The 17,259-nt window shown below is 59.9% G+C and carries 11 protein-coding genes; all 11 read left to right on the top strand.

Annotated features, from left to right (window positions below):
- Positions 1–29 precede the first annotated feature (29 nt).
- The 11 genes from WCO56_06235 (at position 30) to WCO56_06185 (ending at position 17,216) form a co-directional block, all read left to right on the top strand.
- Positions 30–1,325 carry a Gfo/Idh/MocA family oxidoreductase gene (locus tag WCO56_06235; protein MEI7729148.1) on the top strand — a complete coding sequence of 432 codons (1,296 nt, stop codon included), beginning with the start codon at positions 30–32 and terminating at the stop codon, positions 1,323–1,325.
- Between the two features lie 28 nt (positions 1,326–1,353).
- Positions 1,354–3,156, top strand: coding sequence for a hypothetical protein (locus WCO56_06230; GenBank protein MEI7729147.1), 1,803 nt, complete (start codon positions 1,354–1,356; stop codon positions 3,154–3,156).
- A gap of 106 nt (positions 3,157–3,262) precedes the next feature.
- Positions 3,263–4,177, top strand: coding sequence for a 4-hydroxy-tetrahydrodipicolinate synthase (gene dapA, locus WCO56_06225; protein MEI7729146.1), 915 nt, complete (start codon positions 3,263–3,265; stop codon positions 4,175–4,177).
- The gene (locus tag WCO56_06220; GenBank protein ID MEI7729145.1) at positions 4,174–5,349 is read left to right on the top strand and encodes a M24 family metallopeptidase; all 1,176 of its coding nucleotides are present in this window, start codon (positions 4,174–4,176) and stop codon (positions 5,347–5,349) included. Before dapA ends, WCO56_06220 begins: the two co-directional genes overlap by 4 nt.
- A 77-nt stretch (positions 5,350–5,426) precedes the next feature.
- On the top strand, positions 5,427–7,796 hold the full coding sequence (locus WCO56_06215; GenBank protein MEI7729144.1) for a glycoside hydrolase family 95 protein: 2,370 nt from the start codon (positions 5,427–5,429) through the stop codon (positions 7,794–7,796).
- A 146-nt stretch (positions 7,797–7,942) separates the two neighbouring features.
- Positions 7,943–10,147 (top strand): DPP IV N-terminal domain-containing protein, encoded by a 2,205-nt coding sequence (locus WCO56_06210; protein ID MEI7729143.1) that lies wholly within the window; start codon positions 7,943–7,945, stop codon positions 10,145–10,147.
- A gap of 46 nt (positions 10,148–10,193) precedes the next feature.
- Positions 10,194–12,146: a hypothetical protein gene (locus WCO56_06205; GenBank protein MEI7729142.1), complete on the top strand. Its 1,953-nt coding sequence runs from the start codon at positions 10,194–10,196 to the stop codon at positions 12,144–12,146.
- Positions 12,143–13,819 (top strand): FAD-dependent oxidoreductase, encoded by a 1,677-nt coding sequence (locus WCO56_06200; protein MEI7729141.1) that lies wholly within the window; start codon positions 12,143–12,145, stop codon positions 13,817–13,819. The genes WCO56_06205 and WCO56_06200 overlap by 4 nt, the downstream gene beginning before the upstream one ends.
- Positions 13,816–16,458 carry a LamG domain-containing protein gene (locus tag WCO56_06195; GenBank protein ID MEI7729140.1) on the top strand — a complete coding sequence of 881 codons (2,643 nt, stop codon included), beginning with the start codon at positions 13,816–13,818 and terminating at the stop codon, positions 16,456–16,458. Before WCO56_06200 ends, WCO56_06195 begins: the two co-directional genes overlap by 4 nt.
- Before the next feature lie 80 nt (positions 16,459–16,538).
- Complete coding sequence (locus tag WCO56_06190) at positions 16,539–16,832, top strand: hypothetical protein (protein ID MEI7729139.1); 294 nt, start codon at positions 16,539–16,541, stop codon at positions 16,830–16,832.
- A gap of 27 nt (positions 16,833–16,859) precedes the next feature.
- Positions 16,860–17,216, top strand: coding sequence for a hypothetical protein (locus WCO56_06185; protein ID MEI7729138.1), 357 nt, complete (start codon positions 16,860–16,862; stop codon positions 17,214–17,216).
- The last annotated feature ends 43 nt before the right edge of the window (positions 17,217–17,259 follow it).

Genomic DNA, 17,259 nt, shown 5'->3' with positions numbered 1-17,259 from the left:
CTGTGAACCTTGAATATTTAAAGAAAACCATGAAATCCATAAACGACAACCCTATCCTGAACCGCCGCCAATTCCTGCGGACCACTGGCCAAACGGCCACAACGCTGGTGGCCGCCTCGTCTTTCGCACCGGCGATTCTCTCCGCCCCATCCCCCGGCAAGACGATTGGTGTGGGCTGCATCGGCATCGGGACGCGCGGGGGGGACCTGCTGAACGCCGTGGCGGCCGCGCCGAACGTCAAAGTGGTGGCAATCAGCGACGTTTATGGGCCGCATCGGCAGAAGGGCATCGAGCGCAGTCTCAACCCGGACACGAAAGCGTATGTGGATTACCAGGAATTGCTGGCCGATCCCCAGGTGGACGCGGTGGTCATTGCCACACCGGACCACTGGCACTGCCAGATGGTGCTCGATGCGTTGAAGGCGGGCAAAGACATTTACTGCGAGAAGGGTTTCTCCCGCACGCTGGCGGAGGCGAAGCGGATGCGCGACGCGCTGAAGGCCAGCAAGGTGGTCTTCCAACTCGGGCACCAGGCGCGCCAGGCCACCTGCGCCCTCCAGGCGAAGGAACTGATCGCCCAGGGGATACTCGGCCCCATCACCCTGGTCCGGACCGGCCGGTTCAAATCGCTGGAGCCCGGGCACGCGAATTGGCGCTGGTACGGCTACTATGGCCAATGGGAACGGCCTGACCCGGCACAGGTGGTGAAGGAGGTGGACTGGAACCGGTGGCTGGGCACCGCGCCGAAGATTCCATGGAACGAACGGCACTTCTGGCACTGGCGCTGCTATTATGCGTACGGCACCGGCTATGCGGGAGACCTGCTATCGCACGAAATGGATTTTGTCCAATATTTGCTGGGGCACGGCATCCCGGACACCTGCGTGTGCGCGGGCCAGGTTGCCCTCCTCAACGACGACCGCGAGGTGCCCGACACCTGGGTGGCGACCTACCAGTTTGAGAAGTTGAGCCGCATGGTGACCTTTGAGGGAAGCATGAACACCACGGACAGCCAGCCGGTGACGATTTGCGGTCGCGACGCCACCCTGCGGTTCGATGACATTGCCCACAACGTCAACACGTTTGAAATCACACCGGCGGCGCACAACCAAAGAGTTGATATACCCAAGGGCTACGCGCGGGGCAAGACGCCGTCCCAGCCCAATCACATGGTGGATTGGGTCAACTGCATCCGCACTCGCGGCACGCCGAAGTGTTCGGCAGACGAGGCCTTCATCGAGACGGCCACTTTTCTCATGTCGCTAAAGGCGCAGCAGGAACGGCGCATGGTGCGGTGGGACGCCGCCAAAGAAGAAATCGTGTGAGCTGGAAAACATGGTGAACTAAAAACCTATGAGAATGTTTATGCTGAATTCCGAAGTCCGAATCCCCGAATACCGAAAGAAGACCGAAATCCGAAGCCCGAAACCAAGGTTGGGTCAGCCATGGGGCGCGAGTCAGGTTCGGACTTCGGGCTTCGGATTTCTTTCGGATTTCGGATTTCGGATTTCGGACTTCCGGCTAGTCATCCTCACTCTCCTCTCCTGGACCTGGGCTGGGCAAGCCGCAAATGACACGCCAAAGGCCGCAGTCGGCAAGGTCACGTCCTATTCCCAAGGTCTGCATGGGTATATTGGCTACAGTGCCACCCGCCCGCCCGCCAAATCTGAATACAGCGCGGGCATGGGGTTTTACTCCGCAGTCTGGCCGCTGATTGACCAGCCGCTGGCCAATTTTCAAATTGGCCTGGCCGGTTGCTGGATCTCTCCGGACAATTCCGATAACAAGGATAAGCCGCTGGCGCCGGAAGGCACACTGGCCCGAAAGTGGCCGGAGCGCGGCCCCACATGGGGCAGTGTGTTCCAAACTGTGGAAGGCGGCCTGGGTTATTGGGCAGGAAACCATTTCCGCTACGGCCCGCCGAAATTCAGCCTGAACGCCACACCCCAATGCTATGACTACGAAGTCGGTTCGCCTGGATGGTCGTTCTTTTACAGCAACGAAGCGTTGCCGGATAATCGCTTGGGTATCGCCCAACTGAGCAACCGGCTGCTGATTCCTCCCGATGCGCTCCCTTTCGAGCCTGCCAGCCTGCGGTCGCCAACCTCCAGCCTGTTCCTCGGCTATACCTGGATGGCCTTGCCATTTACCGATCCCACCACCGGCGATCCGCCCACGGGGGACCAGAGTTGGACCTGTTTCTTGAGCGCAGCCAATTTCAAGGGGCCCATCGCCTATTACATTCCGGAGACCTGGAGCAAGATCGGCAAACTCTTCAACTATCCCTTCCTATACGGACGCGGACTCGATGCGCGCCCGGGCAACATGGGGGGCGGTGCCATGGAGATCAATACCGTGCCACGTTTCGACGGCCAGGATGCGAAGGGAGTGGTTTATTCTAAAATTCCCAAGCTGCAATTCCCGGTGGACAGCCAGGGGCGAACCCTCCTGGTGCAAGATGTGACCTATTACTCGAAGGCGGCTCTCAGCGATGCCTTCAAGACCTGGCGCAACGGCGGCCCGGTCTGCGCCGGACATTTCGACGGGAAGGGTTCCTGGAAATCCAAGTTAACACCGCGGACCACGCGCTACGACCAGGACAAAAAGAAATTAACCGGTGTTGAGAGCGTCTTTGCCAACAAAGTGTTCGAAGGCGACGTGTGGGGTCTGGAATGGCTCAACAGCGAGATCAGTCCTAAAGGTTTGTTCCCGCAGTATTTCAAACAGGTCGGGGAGGAACGCGTCGCCGTGGCAGCTAAGGAAGTCCCGGCGGAGACACAGTTGCCGGCAAAGGAATTCAAACTGGCGAAACCCGGAGTGCCCTACACCTCGCCGACCATCGGTGCATGGAGTCGGCCTGGCCCGAAACAAGGGCCGTTTACAGTCAAGCTCACCGACGGTTCCGTGGTTACCTACTCGTGGTACCGTTTTGTGGATCAGCCGTCTTTCCAGCAGTATAGCTGGTCCGAAGAGAAGAAGGCGAAGTTGCAAGCCTTCGTCGAAAAGATCCATGCGAACTGGCCGATTGACCGGGACTACATGGCCGCGCCGTCGCAGGGGAAGCTGGTGGCGCTGGATCCCGCTCTGCTGGTGACACCACCCAAGGGCTTGGAGGTGGGTTACGTTCCCATCGTAACGCGGCAATCAAGCCAATGACCCATGTCTTTGTTCGTTCTTACGAGGGAAACCATAGGGCAGTTTATTGAAGAAACACGGGAAATGAAACTGGAGTGGTAAAACACGATTAAACAGCAAACAGAATATGAAAACGAAATTGCACGGTGTCCTCGTCGCCCTAGTCACGCCGATGAAGGCGAACGAGGAGATTGACTTCAAAACCCTGGCGAAGCAGGTCGAAACACTGATCGCTGCAGGTGTCCACGGACTGATTCCTCTGGGCAGCACGGGCGAGTTTTATGCCCTCACCGCCGAAGAGCGCAGGAACGTGCTCAAGGCCACGCTGGAGGCCGCCAGTGCCCGTGTTCCGGTGGTAGCGGGCACTAACGCCGGCTCAACGCGCGACGTGATTGCCTTCAGCCGGGAAGCCGAGCAACTCGGCTGTGACGGGGTGATGCTGGCACCGCCTTATTATTCGCTGCCGCAGCCCGAGGAACTCCACGCCCACATTAAGGCGGTCAACGACGCCATCGGTATTCCGATCATGCTCTACAACTATCCGGGAAGAACCGGAGTGGATATGACGCCGGAATTCATCGAACAGTTAGCCGAACTGCCGCGCGTGCGTTATGTCAAGGAAAGCACTGGTGAGATTGGACGCATCAGCACACTTTTGCGGCGGTGCGGCGATCGGCTGGGCATTTTCTGCGGTGGCGACACCGTGGCTTTCGAGAGTCTCGCCTTGGGCGTGGTCGGGTGGGTCGGCGGTGTGGCCAATGTTGTGCCGCGCTCGCATGTCGAGTTGTACCGGCTGATGATTGAAAAACACGATTTCGCGGCGGCTCGCAAGCTCTATTTCCAGATGCTGCCGCTGCTGAACTTGATGGAAGGCGGCGGCAAATACACCCAATGGGTCAAGGCGGCGTGCGGCCTGATGGGGCGACCGGTCGGCGCACCGCGCGCCCCGTTGCGCGCGGCCACGCCCCCCGAACTTCGTCAACTTAAAGCCGCTCTCGCGGAGATACCCGAAGGTCAGCGCGTGCAAAAAGGAAAGTTATGAACTTGGATGCCATTCAGCGGGAACTGCGGAAAACCGGCCTCGACGGCTGGTTGTTTTTTGACCATCACGAGCGCGATCCGCTCGCTTACCGCGTGCTGGGCCTGAAGCCGCCCGGTCACGTCAGCCGCCGTTGGTACTACTTCATCCCGACGCACGGCGAACCGCGCGGACTGACGCATCAGGTAGAGCCGCATGTGCTTGATGCCTTGCCGGGAGCAAAGATTCCCTACGCGCGCTGGCAGGAGCAGGAGGCCGGATTGCGGCAGCTTCTGGAAGGAGCAAAAATAGTCGCCATGCAATACTCGCCGCGGTGTGCGGTGCCGTATGTGGCCAACGTGGACGCGGGTACGGTGGAATTGATCCGCAGCCTTGGTGTGGAGGTGGCAAGTTCCGCCGAACTGATCCAGATCTTTGAGGCGAAGTGGACATCCGCCCAATTCGAAATGCACCTGGAAGCGGGCCGCCGGGTGGACCAGATCCGGCACGAGGCCTTCGAGTATATCAAGCAGGCTACGCGCGCCGGGCAATCGTTAAACGAATACGGTGTCCAACAATTCGTTATGCGGCGGTTTAAGGAGCGCGGACTGCTGACCAATTGGCCTCCCATCGTGGGCGCCAACGTCAACGCCGCGGATTCGCACTATTCGCCGCCCGAGTCGGGCAGCGCTTCCATTCGCCGCGGCGACCTGGTGCTGCTGGATCTGTGGGCGAAGCTCAACGATGAACCCGACGCCGTCTATTACGACATCACCTGGATGGCCTTTTGCGGGGACGAAGTGCCCGCGCGAATGTGGAATGCGTTTGGCGTGGTGTTGGGCGCGCGGGATGCCGGCATTCGCCTCGTCCAAGAGGCGGTCGCCGCTGGTCGTACTTTGCGCGGGTTTGAAGTGGACGATGCGGTACGCGGCCATATCGAGTCGTGCGGGATGGGCGCGCACATCCGGCACCGGACCGGACATTCCATCGGGCGCGAAGTCCACGGCGTGGGCGCCAACATGGACAACACGGAGACACACGATGAGCGGCCAGTCATCCCCTGGACTTGCTTCTCGGTCGAGCCGGCCCTCTACCTGCCGGACTTTGGGGTGCGCACGGAGGTCAATGTTTTTGTGGAAGAACACAGCGCCCGGGTGACCGGGGAAATGCAGACGGAATTTGTGCGGCTGTGCTGATGCATGACCTGTATGAATGAAACAGACCAAGCAAATCTGAACACGGAGGGACAGTCCACTCCGAAATGAAATCAATTATGACCAACAAAGCCGCCACACCAGAGAATGCCATGTCGCGGCGTCACTTCCTGCTTGCCGCCTCCCTGGCGACGACGGAGCTGGGCTTTGAACCGCTGACGGGCAGGGGTGCGTTGGCGCAGGAAGACCCTGATCGGGTGGTCGCCCCGGGCAAATTGTGCCTGTGGTATGATTGTCCGGCAAAAGTATGGATGACGGAAGCCTTGCCGATCGGCAATGGCCCCATGGGCGCAATGCTCTTTGGCGGCACCGAAGTCGAGCGAATACAGTTCAATGAGATCCGTCTCTGGTCCGGAACCCGCATGGCTGTCGAGGGACTTGGTGACGAGGGCCAGGATCTGGGGGCCTATCAAGCGTTCGGCGACATCCTCATCCATCTCGGGCACGACTTTTCCAAGGTGACCCATTACCGGCAGGCGCTCGACCTTGATCGCGCCGTTCATCAGGTGACTTATGAATACAATGAGGTGCGCTATCAACGCACCGCCTTCGCCAGCCATCCCGACGGAGTCATAGTGATCCACCTGACGGCCAACAAACCCGCCGCCTGCGCCGGCCGCATTCAGCTCACGGATATGCACCAGGCGCGGATTGCCGCCGATGGCAACAAGCTCAGCTCGGTGGGCAAGTTGCGCAATGGTTTTGAATATGAAGCCCAGTTGCTCGTGCTGCACAAAAAAGGCACGGTCGCGATGAAGCAGGACGAGGGCGGCGCGAAAAACCCGTGGAACATTGTCGTGCCTGGAACGAGCCTGGCCTTTGACCAGTGCGACAGCGTGGCCTTGATTCTCAGCGCGGGCACGAACTTTCTCCAGGATGACACCAAGCAGTGGCTGGGCGTGCATCCCCACGCTGCCGTCACGAAGCGGGTGGATTCCGCCGCCAGGCAGAGCGTGTCGGAGCTATTGGCGCGGCATGTGAAAGATTATCAATCCCTCTTCCGCCGATTTAGTCTCGATGTGGGAACCACCGCGCCGGATCTGCTGACCAAGACCACCTTGGCGCGGCTGGAGGACTATGTAAAAAACAAGACGTCCGATCCGAATCTCGAAGCCTTGTTCTGCCAGTTTGGCCGCTATCTGCTGATCAGTTGCTCGCGACCGGGATCCTTGCCCGCCAATCTCCAGGGAATCTGGAACGACAGCAACGAGCCCGCCTGGGCTGGCGACTACCACTCGAACATCAACGTCGAGATGAACTACTGGCCGGCCGAGCCGACCAACCTCGCCGAATGCCACCGGCCATTCATCGACTACGTCACCAGCATCCGCGAGGTCAGCGCGAAGAACACGCGGAGAAAATACGGCAAGGTCCGGGGCTGGACCGTTCAGACGATGAACAACGCGTGCGGCGTTTCGTATTGGAAGTGGAACCCGCCCGGCAGCGCGTGGTATGCGCAGCATCTGTGGGAATATTTCGCCTTTAGCCGTGACCAGGCCTATCTCCGCCAGACCGCCTATCCCGTGCTCAAGGAAGTCTGCCAGTTCTGGGACGATCACCTGAAACAGCGACCGGACGGCACGCTCGTCACCCCCGACGGTTGGTCACCCGAGCATGGCCCTGCCGAGGAAGGCGTGACTTACGATCAGGAGATTATTTACGACCTGTTCACCAACACGATCGAGGCTGCCGATGTGCTGGGCGATGACAAGGAATTCCGGGATCACATCGCCGGCCTTCGGGACAAGTTGCTCAAGCCGAAGATCGGGCGCTGGGGGCAATTGCAGGAATGGGAAGCCGACAAGGACGATCCCAAGGACGATCATCGGCACGTCTCCCATCTGTTCGCCTTGTATCCCGGCCGCCAGATCACTCGCGCCACCACCCCCGAACTTGCCGCGGCCGCCCGGGTCTCCTTGCAAGCCCGCGGCGACCAAAGCACTGGCTGGAGTCGCGCTTGGAAGATCAATTTCTGGGCCAGGCTCTGGGACGGCGATCACGCCTACACCATGCTGCGAAGCCTGTTGAACGTGGTCCGCGAAACGAAAACCATCTACGGCAAGAGCGGCGGCGGCGTTTACCCGAACCTGTTCGACTCCCATCCACCATTCCAGATTGATGGCAATTTCGGCGCGGCCGCCGGATTCTGCGAAATGCTGGTGCAAAGCCACACCGGACGGATTCATCTTCTGCCCGCGCTGCCCAAGGCTTGGCCGACCGGGAAGGTCACCGGTCTTTGTGCGCGCGGCGGATTTGAGGTGGACATGCGCTGGGAGGACGGCCGCTTGACCCGAGCCATGATCCATTCCAAGGCAGGACTGCCTTGCCGGGTCGTGTGCGGTGACAAGGGCTGGGAATTCAACACCAAGGCCGGGAAGTCCTATCCCCTCACACTCGCATCTGGGGTTGACCCGCGCAGCGTCAGCTAATGCGATTAACTATCAAAGCAATCATCAAGATGCCCCATAGAACCGAAATTCTCGCCACAGTGTTGCCGGGCCGCTTCGGCAGTTGTTCCGCCCTTGAATGGCGCCTTTGCTGCGCTGTCATCATGCGGTGCATATTGGCGTTCCTGGTGGCAGCATCATTAGCCCGCCCGGCACCGGCAGCCAGCACCTCGGCGGAAGCAGGCGCCCGTTTGCTGGCACAAGCCGAGCCGCGGATCAAGGCGATTTACGAAACGAACGAGTTTGCCATGCGCTCCTTTCGCGCTACCTGGCTGCCGGACGGCTCGGGTTATCTAAGGTTGGAGACGCCCGCCGGCGCGTCCGGAGCAGAGATCGCCAGCTACGATGCCGCCAGCGGCCAACGTACGGTCGTAGTGACGGGTGAAAAGCTCCTCGTTCCCGCGACCTCCCAGCGCCTGAAGATCCGGGGATTTCTCCGTTCGCCGTCGGGCAACTGTTTTCTGTTGCATATAGACCTCACCAGCGCCGAATCCAAGACCGAGCATTGGCTGTATGAGCCGGCATCGGCCGCGTTGCGCCCGGTGGAAGCCGGTGCCGGAGCGCGGTTTGATCCGAATGCCTTTTCACCGGATGGCCAGCGCCTTCTGGGTTCGCGCGGTGCGGACATGATTGTGTTCGACCTGGCCAGCGGCAAGACGACTCTGCTGACCCAAGACGGCGATCCCGGCACCATCGAAAACGGCCGCGCCAGTTGGAGTCCTGACGGCAAATGGATCGCCTATGTCCAGACCGATGCCTCAGCCGTCCCCAAACGGGCGGTCCTTGTGCCGGGCGACCCGACGTATCGCACTTTTCGGGAGACGAGATATGAACGGCTCGGCGGGCCGATTTCCACGCTCCGCGTCGGCGTCGTGGGGGCGGAAGGTGGTCCCACGCGCTGGATCGAGTTGCCCGACCAGCCGGGTACCTTTTACCTCAACCAGGTCAGTTGGGCAGGAAATTCCGACGAATTGCTCCTTGAGAAATTGAGCCGTTCGCGGGACGCGCGGGAATTCCTGCTCGCCAACCATCGCTCGGGCATGATCGCCAAGGCTTACGCAGAAACTGATCCTGCCTGGGTGGATATGGAGCCGTCAGCGAACCACGGGGCGGAGTGGATTCGTGGCGGTCAGGCCTTGGTCATCATCAGTGAAAGGGACGGATGGCGGCGCGCCTATGTGGTCTCGCGGGACGGTTCCAGCATCACGCCGATCACTGCGGCGGGCAGCGACCTGATCGGGCGCGGCCAGGCGGATGACCGGAGCGGATGGTTTTACTATTTCTCCTCGCCGACTAACGCGACGCAGCGCTACCTCTACCGTGCGCGCCTGGATGGAACCGGCACGCCCGAACGGTTGACGCCGCCTGACCAACCCGGCACGCATCGCTACGTGTTTTCTGCCGACAGCCGTTGGGCGTTCCATACCTATTCCACCTTCGACAAGCCGCCGGTAACCGATCTGGTGCAACTGCCGGAACACCGAAGCGTGCGCGTGCTGGAGAACAACGCCGTTCCGGCCGCCCGGGTCAAGCGGCTGATCGCGCGTCCCACCGAGTTTCTCCAACTTGATATTGGCGGCGGTGTGGTGATGGACGCCTGGATGATGAAACCGCGTGATTTTGATCCCAGGAAAAAGTACCCCGTGCTGGTGTACGTCTATGGCGAGCCCGCGGGGCAAACGGTGCTGGACGACTGGGGTGCCGGGCAAGCCCTCTTTCACCGGGCGGTGGCCGACTTGGGCTACATCGTGGTTACAATGGACAATCGGGGCACGCCTGCGCCCAAGGGGGCGGCGTGGCGCAGGGCGGTGTTTGGCAGCCTCGGACCGCTCTCGACCGAGGAGCAGGCTGCCGGTCTCGAAGCGCTGGCCCGTCGCTGCCCGTTCGTGGATCTCTCTCGCGTGGCGATCTGGGGCTGGAGCGGCGGCGGTTCGAACACGCTGAACGCGATGTTCCGCAAGCCGGACCTTTATCACGTAGGCATCGCCGTCGTGCCGAAGCCTCAGCCGCAGTATTACAATGCCGGGTATCAGGAGATTTACATGCGCACGCCGAAGGACAATCCTGAGGGCTACCGCACCTGCGCGCCGATCAACTATGCCGAGGGCCTGCGCGGCGACCTACTGATCATCACCGGCTCGGGCGAGAGCAACACGCACATCGAGATCACCGAAGGGCTGGTGAATCGGCTTATTGCGCTGGGTAAACGCTTTGACTACTTCGTGTATCCCAATCGCGATCACGGGCTCGCAGAGGGCAAAGGGTCGCTCGTTCACGTGCGGATGTTGATTGCCCGCTACCTCATTGAACACCTGCCTCCGGGGCCACGCTGAAGGAGCCTTTGAACCTGATTTGCCATAAAACAATGAGCGAGAAAAAATGAGCATCCTCAAACTTCTGTTTCCCTCGATCCTGCTTTCCATCGCCTTACACGGCGCAGATGCTTTCGGGAAGCTCTCGCCGCATCAGCGCGGGATTCTCGAAGCGAAATCACCGCCAGCCATGGACACGACGTTCAGCTTCAATGCGCCAGCCGGGCCGCAGTTTACCGAAGTGGAAAAGGAAGTGCAGCGCGAGCGCGGCAAAGCGGTCATGCCGATGGTGAAGAAGGCTTTCGACGCTGGCGCGGGTGAGGTGCGGATCCCGCCGGGCGATTATCGTTTTGGCCAGGAACGCTATGAAGGAGCGAAGGTCATCTTTCCGGTGCAATTTGAGAATCTGCAGCGCGACGCGGATCACCCTTTCGTAATTGATGTCACGGGCGCGACGTTTTGGTTCGACCTTGATGATCAGCAGATGCCGCCGGGCCATCGTTGTGTGGGTTTTCGAAACTGCCGGAACATCGTCCTCCGTGGTGCGATTATTGATCGCGGCACACGTGGCTGTATCGAAGGCCGCATCACGCGCATTGACCGTGCGGGAAATCGTTTTGAAATCCAGCCATCGCCCGGCATCGTGGTGCCCACGACGTACAAGGGCGGGGAAGAACAGCGTCTCTTTCCATTCAAGAGCGATGGTCGCTTCTGTGCGCCGCTCTATGATCTGCAGCCGGGCATCCGCAAGCTACGCTATAAGGACATCACCCCCTCCACCGATGGCCGCTACTGGATCAGCATGCACGAGCCCGACCTGATGGAGCGCATTCACGACGCGAACTGGGAGCGCGCTTATGGCGAACTCGGCGTGTTGCGCGCGGGCGATGGCCTCGCCGGCCTCTACACCACCGCTGGAGCCATCGCGCTGGAAGACTCGGCGAACCTGACCATGCACGGCGTGAGCGTCTATGTCGCCAAAGGTGGCCCAAGCGAGAGCGGCGGCGATGGCGGGCATTTGTGGAAAGATTGCTACTTCGGCCCACGCCCCGGAACCAGTCAGTGGAAAGGCGCGGACGGCTATCTGTGCCGCTCCACGCGCTATGGCTCTACGCTTGATAACGTCACCATTCGCCACACTGCAGATGATCTTCAGAATTTTCACGGCATTTGGGGCAAGGTGAAAACCGTGTCTGGCAGGCAAGTCACGCTAGAGTCGAATCCTTCACTGCGGCCCACGCTCAACAATGCCCGGCCAGGCGACCACCTGCGCTTCATCCATCGCAAGACGGGCGTCCTCCTCGGTGAGGCAAAACTAACCGCACTCAAGGATTTCCAACTCACCCTCGATCAAGACGCCACGCCCTTCGCCGAAGCGCAGGCCGAGTGGCTCGACCACGAATGCGCAGGCTGGGTGGTGCAAAACTGCCGTTGGGACGATAACTTCCAGCGCCTGCTCATCATGTCCGGCCCCGGCACCGTGCGCGGTTGCAATTTTGCCCGCATGGGCAGCAACATTTCCCTGAACACCGGCATGGGCCTGGTCGGCGGTATCCCCAACGATATTACCATCACCGACAACATTTTTACCGACGTGAACCCACGCCCGCATGGCCCGGTGATCGGGGCGCGTGCTCACAACGCACTTGGTCAGAACGGGGTCCCACCCATTGAACGTCTCGTCATTACTGGCAACACCTTCATCCGATCCGGTGGTCCCGCTCTTGAACTTATCGGCATCAAAGACAGTCGTATCGAAAGCAATCGCTTTGAATCGCCCGTCCGCGCCACGGTTATTGCGAGACCAGCGGACGAGATCGTTCGCCAGGCCGTCCTCCTGCGCCAGAGCAGTGCCGTGGTAGTGAATGCCAACACGCTCAACGATCCGGAGCACCACACCAAATCAGATGCGAACAGCCCGTCCCCGATGCTCAGCCTGGATGGGACAAAAGGAATCACGCTCGATGGCAATCCCCTGCAAAACGTACCGAAGCAAAACTCCAACTCCAGCACCAAGTGAAATACACCTTTGCACTCCTCACTGCCCTGCTATTCGCACCACTGACCGCGCTGCAGGGGGCAGTCAACGCAACCGGTTCTGACGAGCCAGATGCAGTTCGTGATGTCGTCGTTTACGGCGACTCGTCCGGAGCTGTCGTTGCCGCCATCGGAGCCAAGCGCCAGGGCCACTCGGTTATCCTGGTCAACCCCACTGGCTTCCCCGGCGGCATGAGCGCGAGCGGACTCGGTGCTACCGATTTTCTCGGCAAGCGCGGTACCTTCGGCGGGATCGCCTCGGAGTTCTACGACGCGCTTGCCGCAGCTTATGGGACGAATTACATCCGCAGCTTCGAGCCGCACGTGGGCCGGCAGGTGTTCGAGAAAATGATCGCAGATTCAGGCGTCACAGTCGTGTACAATGAGAAGCTCGACCGTGCTCCCGGAAAAGGCGTGAAGATGAATGGTCGTCGCATTGAGTCCATCACCACGCTTAGCGGCAAGACGTATTGTGGCAAGATATTCATTGACGCGACGTACGTGGGCGACCTGATGGCGGCGGCAGGGGTGAGCTACACCGTTGGCCGCGAACCCGAGCGGCAGTACGGCGAAAGCCTAGCCGGGGTGAGGCGCGGCGACACCAAGCCACGCGTCCATTACACGCAGGGCGACAAGGATCATTTCATCAAGGACGTCGATCCCTACGTCAAGCCGGGTAACCCCAGCAGCGGACTGCTGCCTTATGTGTTTCGCAACGAAGGCCTCACTAACGGGCAGGGCGATAAAAAGATTCAGGCCTACAATTATCGCGTCTGTCTCACGACTGATCCCAGGCTGCGCATCCCGATCGAGAAGCCGGCGGGCTATCGCGAAATCGATCACGAGCTGCTGTTGCGGAACTTCGACGCGGCCGACCACCGGCTACCGGCGCTGGTCGAGCCGCTGGCCGGACCGCAATCGAAGGTGGATTGGAACAACATGCATGCCGTCGGCTCGGATTTGCCTGGCGCCAATTGGGACTACCCGGAAGCCAGCTACGAGCATCGCCGCGAAATCGAAAAAGAACATGAGACCTATATTCGCGGCTTCCTGTGGACCATGGCGAACAATCCCCGGGTGCCCGAGGCGATCCGGAAAAGGACGTCCGCCTACGGTCTGCCCAAGGATGAATTCACCGACAACAGCGGCTGGCCTTACATGATTTACATTCGCGAAGCCCGCCGGATGGTTTCGGATTATGTAATGACGCAGCACGATTGCGAAGGCAAGCGTGTTGCGCCCGATCCGGTGGGTTTGGGATCGTTCGGAATGGACTCTCACGTCGTGCAGCACTTCGTGACCGAGCGCGGTTATTGCGTCAGCGACGGTGTGATCTGGCACGTTCCGCCGAGGCCTTATGGCATCTCCTACCGTTCGCTCATCCCGCGCAAGGGCGAGTGTGAGAATCTGCTCGTTACCATTTGCATTTCAGCCTCGCACGCGTCTTATGGCTCGGTCCGCATGGAGCCGGTTTATATGGCGATTTCCCAGAGTGCGGTGATCGCGGCGGGCATGGCGATTGATGGAAAGGTCAGCGTGCAGGAGGTCGCATATCCGGCCTTGCACGAAAAGCTGCTGGCCGCCAAACAGATCGTTGACGTCTCGCAAGCGCCTGCATCGAAACCAAGAGCGGCGAAGAAGAAATCCACTCCATGAGAATCCTCCGGTCCATTTTGCTAGGCGGCGCGGCGCTGATCGCGCCGATCGTACTTGCCGCCGGAGAAGCCTCCGCCTCGCGCATTAAGGCCTATTACACGCGGTTGCCGTATGACGACCACGGGTTCACCGGAAAATTCGCGGACATCGTCGTCGAGTTGCCGCGGCGCGGGCAGTTCATCTTTAGCCGCGAGTTCGGTTATCAACCCCGCTGGCAGCCGGCCGGCGGTAAGGGGCAGTCTGTCGCCCGGATGATTCCCCGCAAGGGCGACGGACCGGATGAACGCCCGGATAATCACAACATTGCGTGTAATGCTACCATCGTCACGCACACGGATGCGAGCGTCACCGTCCACTGGCGTTACGCCCCGGACATTACGAAGCGGTCGTTCACCGACTTCCGCGCGGCTTACAACGCGGCTGGCAATCCTGCGCCGTTCTACGCCGACTACGCGGATGAATACTTCACCATCCACGCCGATGGCAAAGTGGTCCGCACGGTGAAGAACGGTTGCTACCGGCTTGCGGACTGGAACGATCCGCGAAATCAAATCGAACAGACGCTGCAACTCACGCCCGACGGCATCCGCGAAACCGCGTTTTGCCCGGCTCAAATCTCCAAGACTTCGGAGCGTCCAGTCACCGGCTCACCAGTAAAATCCGGGCGCACGCAAGACCTTGTCCGCCACTGGCGCTTCGACGAAGGCGCGGGCTTCGCGACCACCGAAGGGCAAACCGGCAAGGCCTGCGATATCGGCGGCGCGGCGGCCTACTGGCGGGCGGGTGTGTCTGGCGCCTGTCTTTCGTTCGATTCGTACAGTAGCGCGATCACGTTGCCTGCGGCGCAATGTCCGCAACTCAAAGGTGAGTTCACCGTCTCCGCGTGGATCGCAATCCAGGAATATCCTTTCAACCTCGCCGCGATCGTGGACCACATGGAGGGAAAAAGCGGTTATTTGCTGGGCGTCAATGCCAAGGGGCAGGTCGAATTCAAACTTGGCAACGGCGACGCGGTTCAGTCGGTAATTACCGAGCGGGTTCCGCTTTATGAATGGGTGCATGTCGCCGCCGTGGCGAAGAGCGGCGCGGGTGCGGTCGTTTACCTGAATGGCAAACCGGTCGCCACCTCGACCAACACGTCCGCTTTCGTGGACGCGACGAACGCCGACCTCTCCATCGGCATGATCCGGTCGGTGCGCCAGTTTCCGCTGTTCGCGGAGCGTGCAGTGACCAAGCAATTCCAGACGACCATGGCGTTCAGCGGCTTGATTGACGAGGTGCAGTTGTTCGGCAAAGCGCTCGGTGAATCTGAACTGAGCGCGCTGCACGCCGCGCTAAAGCCTGCCAACGCGCGCCCGTTGAAACCGTGGGTGCTGCCCGCAGGGCCGGAAGTGTCGCCGGGGTTTCGCGCCGATTACACAAAGCTGAGTTACAGCCCGGAATGGGACGGGCTCTGGCGCATGGGCGACTTCGCGGACATCGTGGTGACCTTTGCCGACAAACCGTGGCGCTACGTGTTCTGGCGCGGCACGCGTTACCTCCCATCGCTGGTCACCGGCAATGGCCGCGGGGGCATCTGGAGCAACGACCAAGGCCCGGAGCGTTACGAGAAGCAATGCTACGAACACATGTCCGATATGCTCTGCCGGTTTTCCAACGCGCGGATCATTCATCGCAGCGACGCGCGCGTCATGGTGCATTGGCGCAATGCCTCAGCCTCCATTGCTTATGAATGGCCCGCGAAGGACACCAACGGTTGGGGCATTTGGACGGACGAATACTGGACGATTTACCCCGATGGCGTTTCCATCCGCCACCAATTGGTACATAACAACACCGACAAGCCGATCACGGCGGAGCTGAACCAGAACGAAATCCTCTGCCACCCAGGTCAGGCCACCGAGGACGTGATGAACGATGCTGGAGTGATCATCGCCAACACGGACGGTGAAACTGTCACCATCAATCGTTCGGACGCGCCGCCGAAGAAGCGCGTGGGCAACTGGAATCTCCAATATGTGAACCTCAAGGGCCAAACCAAGCAGTTTGAAATCGGGGAAATCGGCGCATGGAGTCAGACCTTTCTCCACAACGAAATCTATTGGCGGGGATGGGACCATTATCCAGTGCAACTGATTCCCAGCGATGGAACCCGCGTCCACACCTATGACCGCCCGGCGTCCACCTGCCCAGCCACCATGCATGAACTTCGACACAAAGATGGCAACAACATCGAAGCGATGGTCATGTATGGGTTGACGGACAAGCAGCCCGGCGAATTGACGGCCTTGAATCGTTCATGGAATTTTGCGCCCGCCGTGACCGGCACCAACGGCTGTGTGTTCCTCGGTTTCGAGAAGCGGGAACGCGCCTTCAGATTCCTGAAGACTGCCGGGCGCGTCACCTTCACACTGGGCGCCAGCCAGAATCAGCCGCTGGAGAATCCCGCATTCGTAATCGCCAACTGGGGCAACCCGGACAACCATGTGTCCTTGAAGATCAATGGCCAGACCAAAACGCGCGGCACGGATTACCGCGCAGGCATCGAAGTCGACACTGACGGAACTTACACGCTCGTGCTCTGGCTGGCGTTGTCGGCGACCGAGCCGGTTTCGTTTGAGTTCGGTAAGGGGAAATGAGTTTACCATGAGGAAATATGTCTGCAACCTCACTCAGCCAAAGTGCCAGTGAAAAGATGTCTGAAAGAAAACCGCCAAGCATGAAATTGCCCATTAGCCTCCTCACAGCACTGTTTCTCGCGTCGTTGGCTACGCTGCACTTGAACGGTGCGCCCAATAGCGACTTCGATCGGAAGGCAGCCATGCTCTTTACCAAGAAATACTCATTCCACGCTTGGGACGAGACCGAACACACCGTAAATGGCGAAGACTGGTCGTTGCCGTTGTGGGTCAAGCCGGCGCGTTACAGCGGCATCCAGATCAGCCCGAAACTGGTTCCTGCGGAGTTTCCCGGCCGTATCCAACGCGCTATTCATACCTCGTGGCGGGAATGAAACCATAGCCATACTTAGAAATACTTTATGACAAACAGCATCAATAACTGCTTGCGGACCATCGTCTTGACGTTGGTCTGCCTGTCACCAGCGCAAGCCCAGCAAACCAAGAAACCGACCAATGCCGACGAGGCGAAAGCCATCGCCGCCGGCATCAACACCCCCGTTGAAAAGGATCCGCGAGTTCAATCCGATGGCAAGCCTTGGGGGATCAACAAAGCGACGATCAGCGATCCAACGCGGCCCCGCGTACTACTCATCGGCGATTCCATTCTCAACGGCTACGCCAACACGGGCATCAAGCGGCTGGCCGGCAAAGCCTATGTGGATTACTGGGTGACCCCCGCCTGCCAGAGCGAGGGCTTCAACAAGATGTTATTCTAATTTGCTTTCAAGTTGAGACTAACAATCCATGGCCATGCTGTCA

This window comes from Verrucomicrobiota bacterium, from assembly GCA_037139415.1.
Taxonomy (GTDB): Bacteria; Verrucomicrobiota; Verrucomicrobiia; order Limisphaerales; family Fontisphaeraceae; genus JBAXGN01.
Note: the sequence above shows the minus strand (reverse complement) of the source record. Positions and strands in the feature narration are given on the sequence as shown.

Bases quoted from the DNA above. Each gene is read 5' to 3' on its own strand.
- dapA (MEI7729146.1), top strand. From the start codon at position 3,263: ATGAAAACGAAATTGCACGGTGTCCTCGTCGCCCTAGTCACGCCGATG.
- WCO56_06220 (MEI7729145.1), top strand. From the start codon at position 4,174: ATGAACTTGGATGCCATTCAGCGGGAACTGCGGAAAACCGGCCTCGAC.
- WCO56_06215 (MEI7729144.1), top strand. From the start codon at position 5,427: ATGACCAACAAAGCCGCCACACCAGAGAATGCCATGTCGCGGCGTCAC.
- WCO56_06230 (MEI7729147.1), top strand. From the start codon at position 1,354: ATGAGAATGTTTATGCTGAATTCCGAAGTCCGAATCCCCGAATACCGA.
- WCO56_06195 (MEI7729140.1), top strand. From the start codon at position 13,816: ATGAGAATCCTCCGGTCCATTTTGCTAGGCGGCGCGGCGCTGATCGCG.
- WCO56_06190 (MEI7729139.1), top strand. From the start codon at position 16,539: ATGAAATTGCCCATTAGCCTCCTCACAGCACTGTTTCTCGCGTCGTTG.
- WCO56_06185 (MEI7729138.1), top strand. From the start codon at position 16,860: ATGACAAACAGCATCAATAACTGCTTGCGGACCATCGTCTTGACGTTG.
- WCO56_06235 (MEI7729148.1), top strand. From the start codon at position 30: ATGAAATCCATAAACGACAACCCTATCCTGAACCGCCGCCAATTCCTG.
- WCO56_06205 (MEI7729142.1), top strand. From the start codon at position 10,194: ATGAGCATCCTCAAACTTCTGTTTCCCTCGATCCTGCTTTCCATCGCC.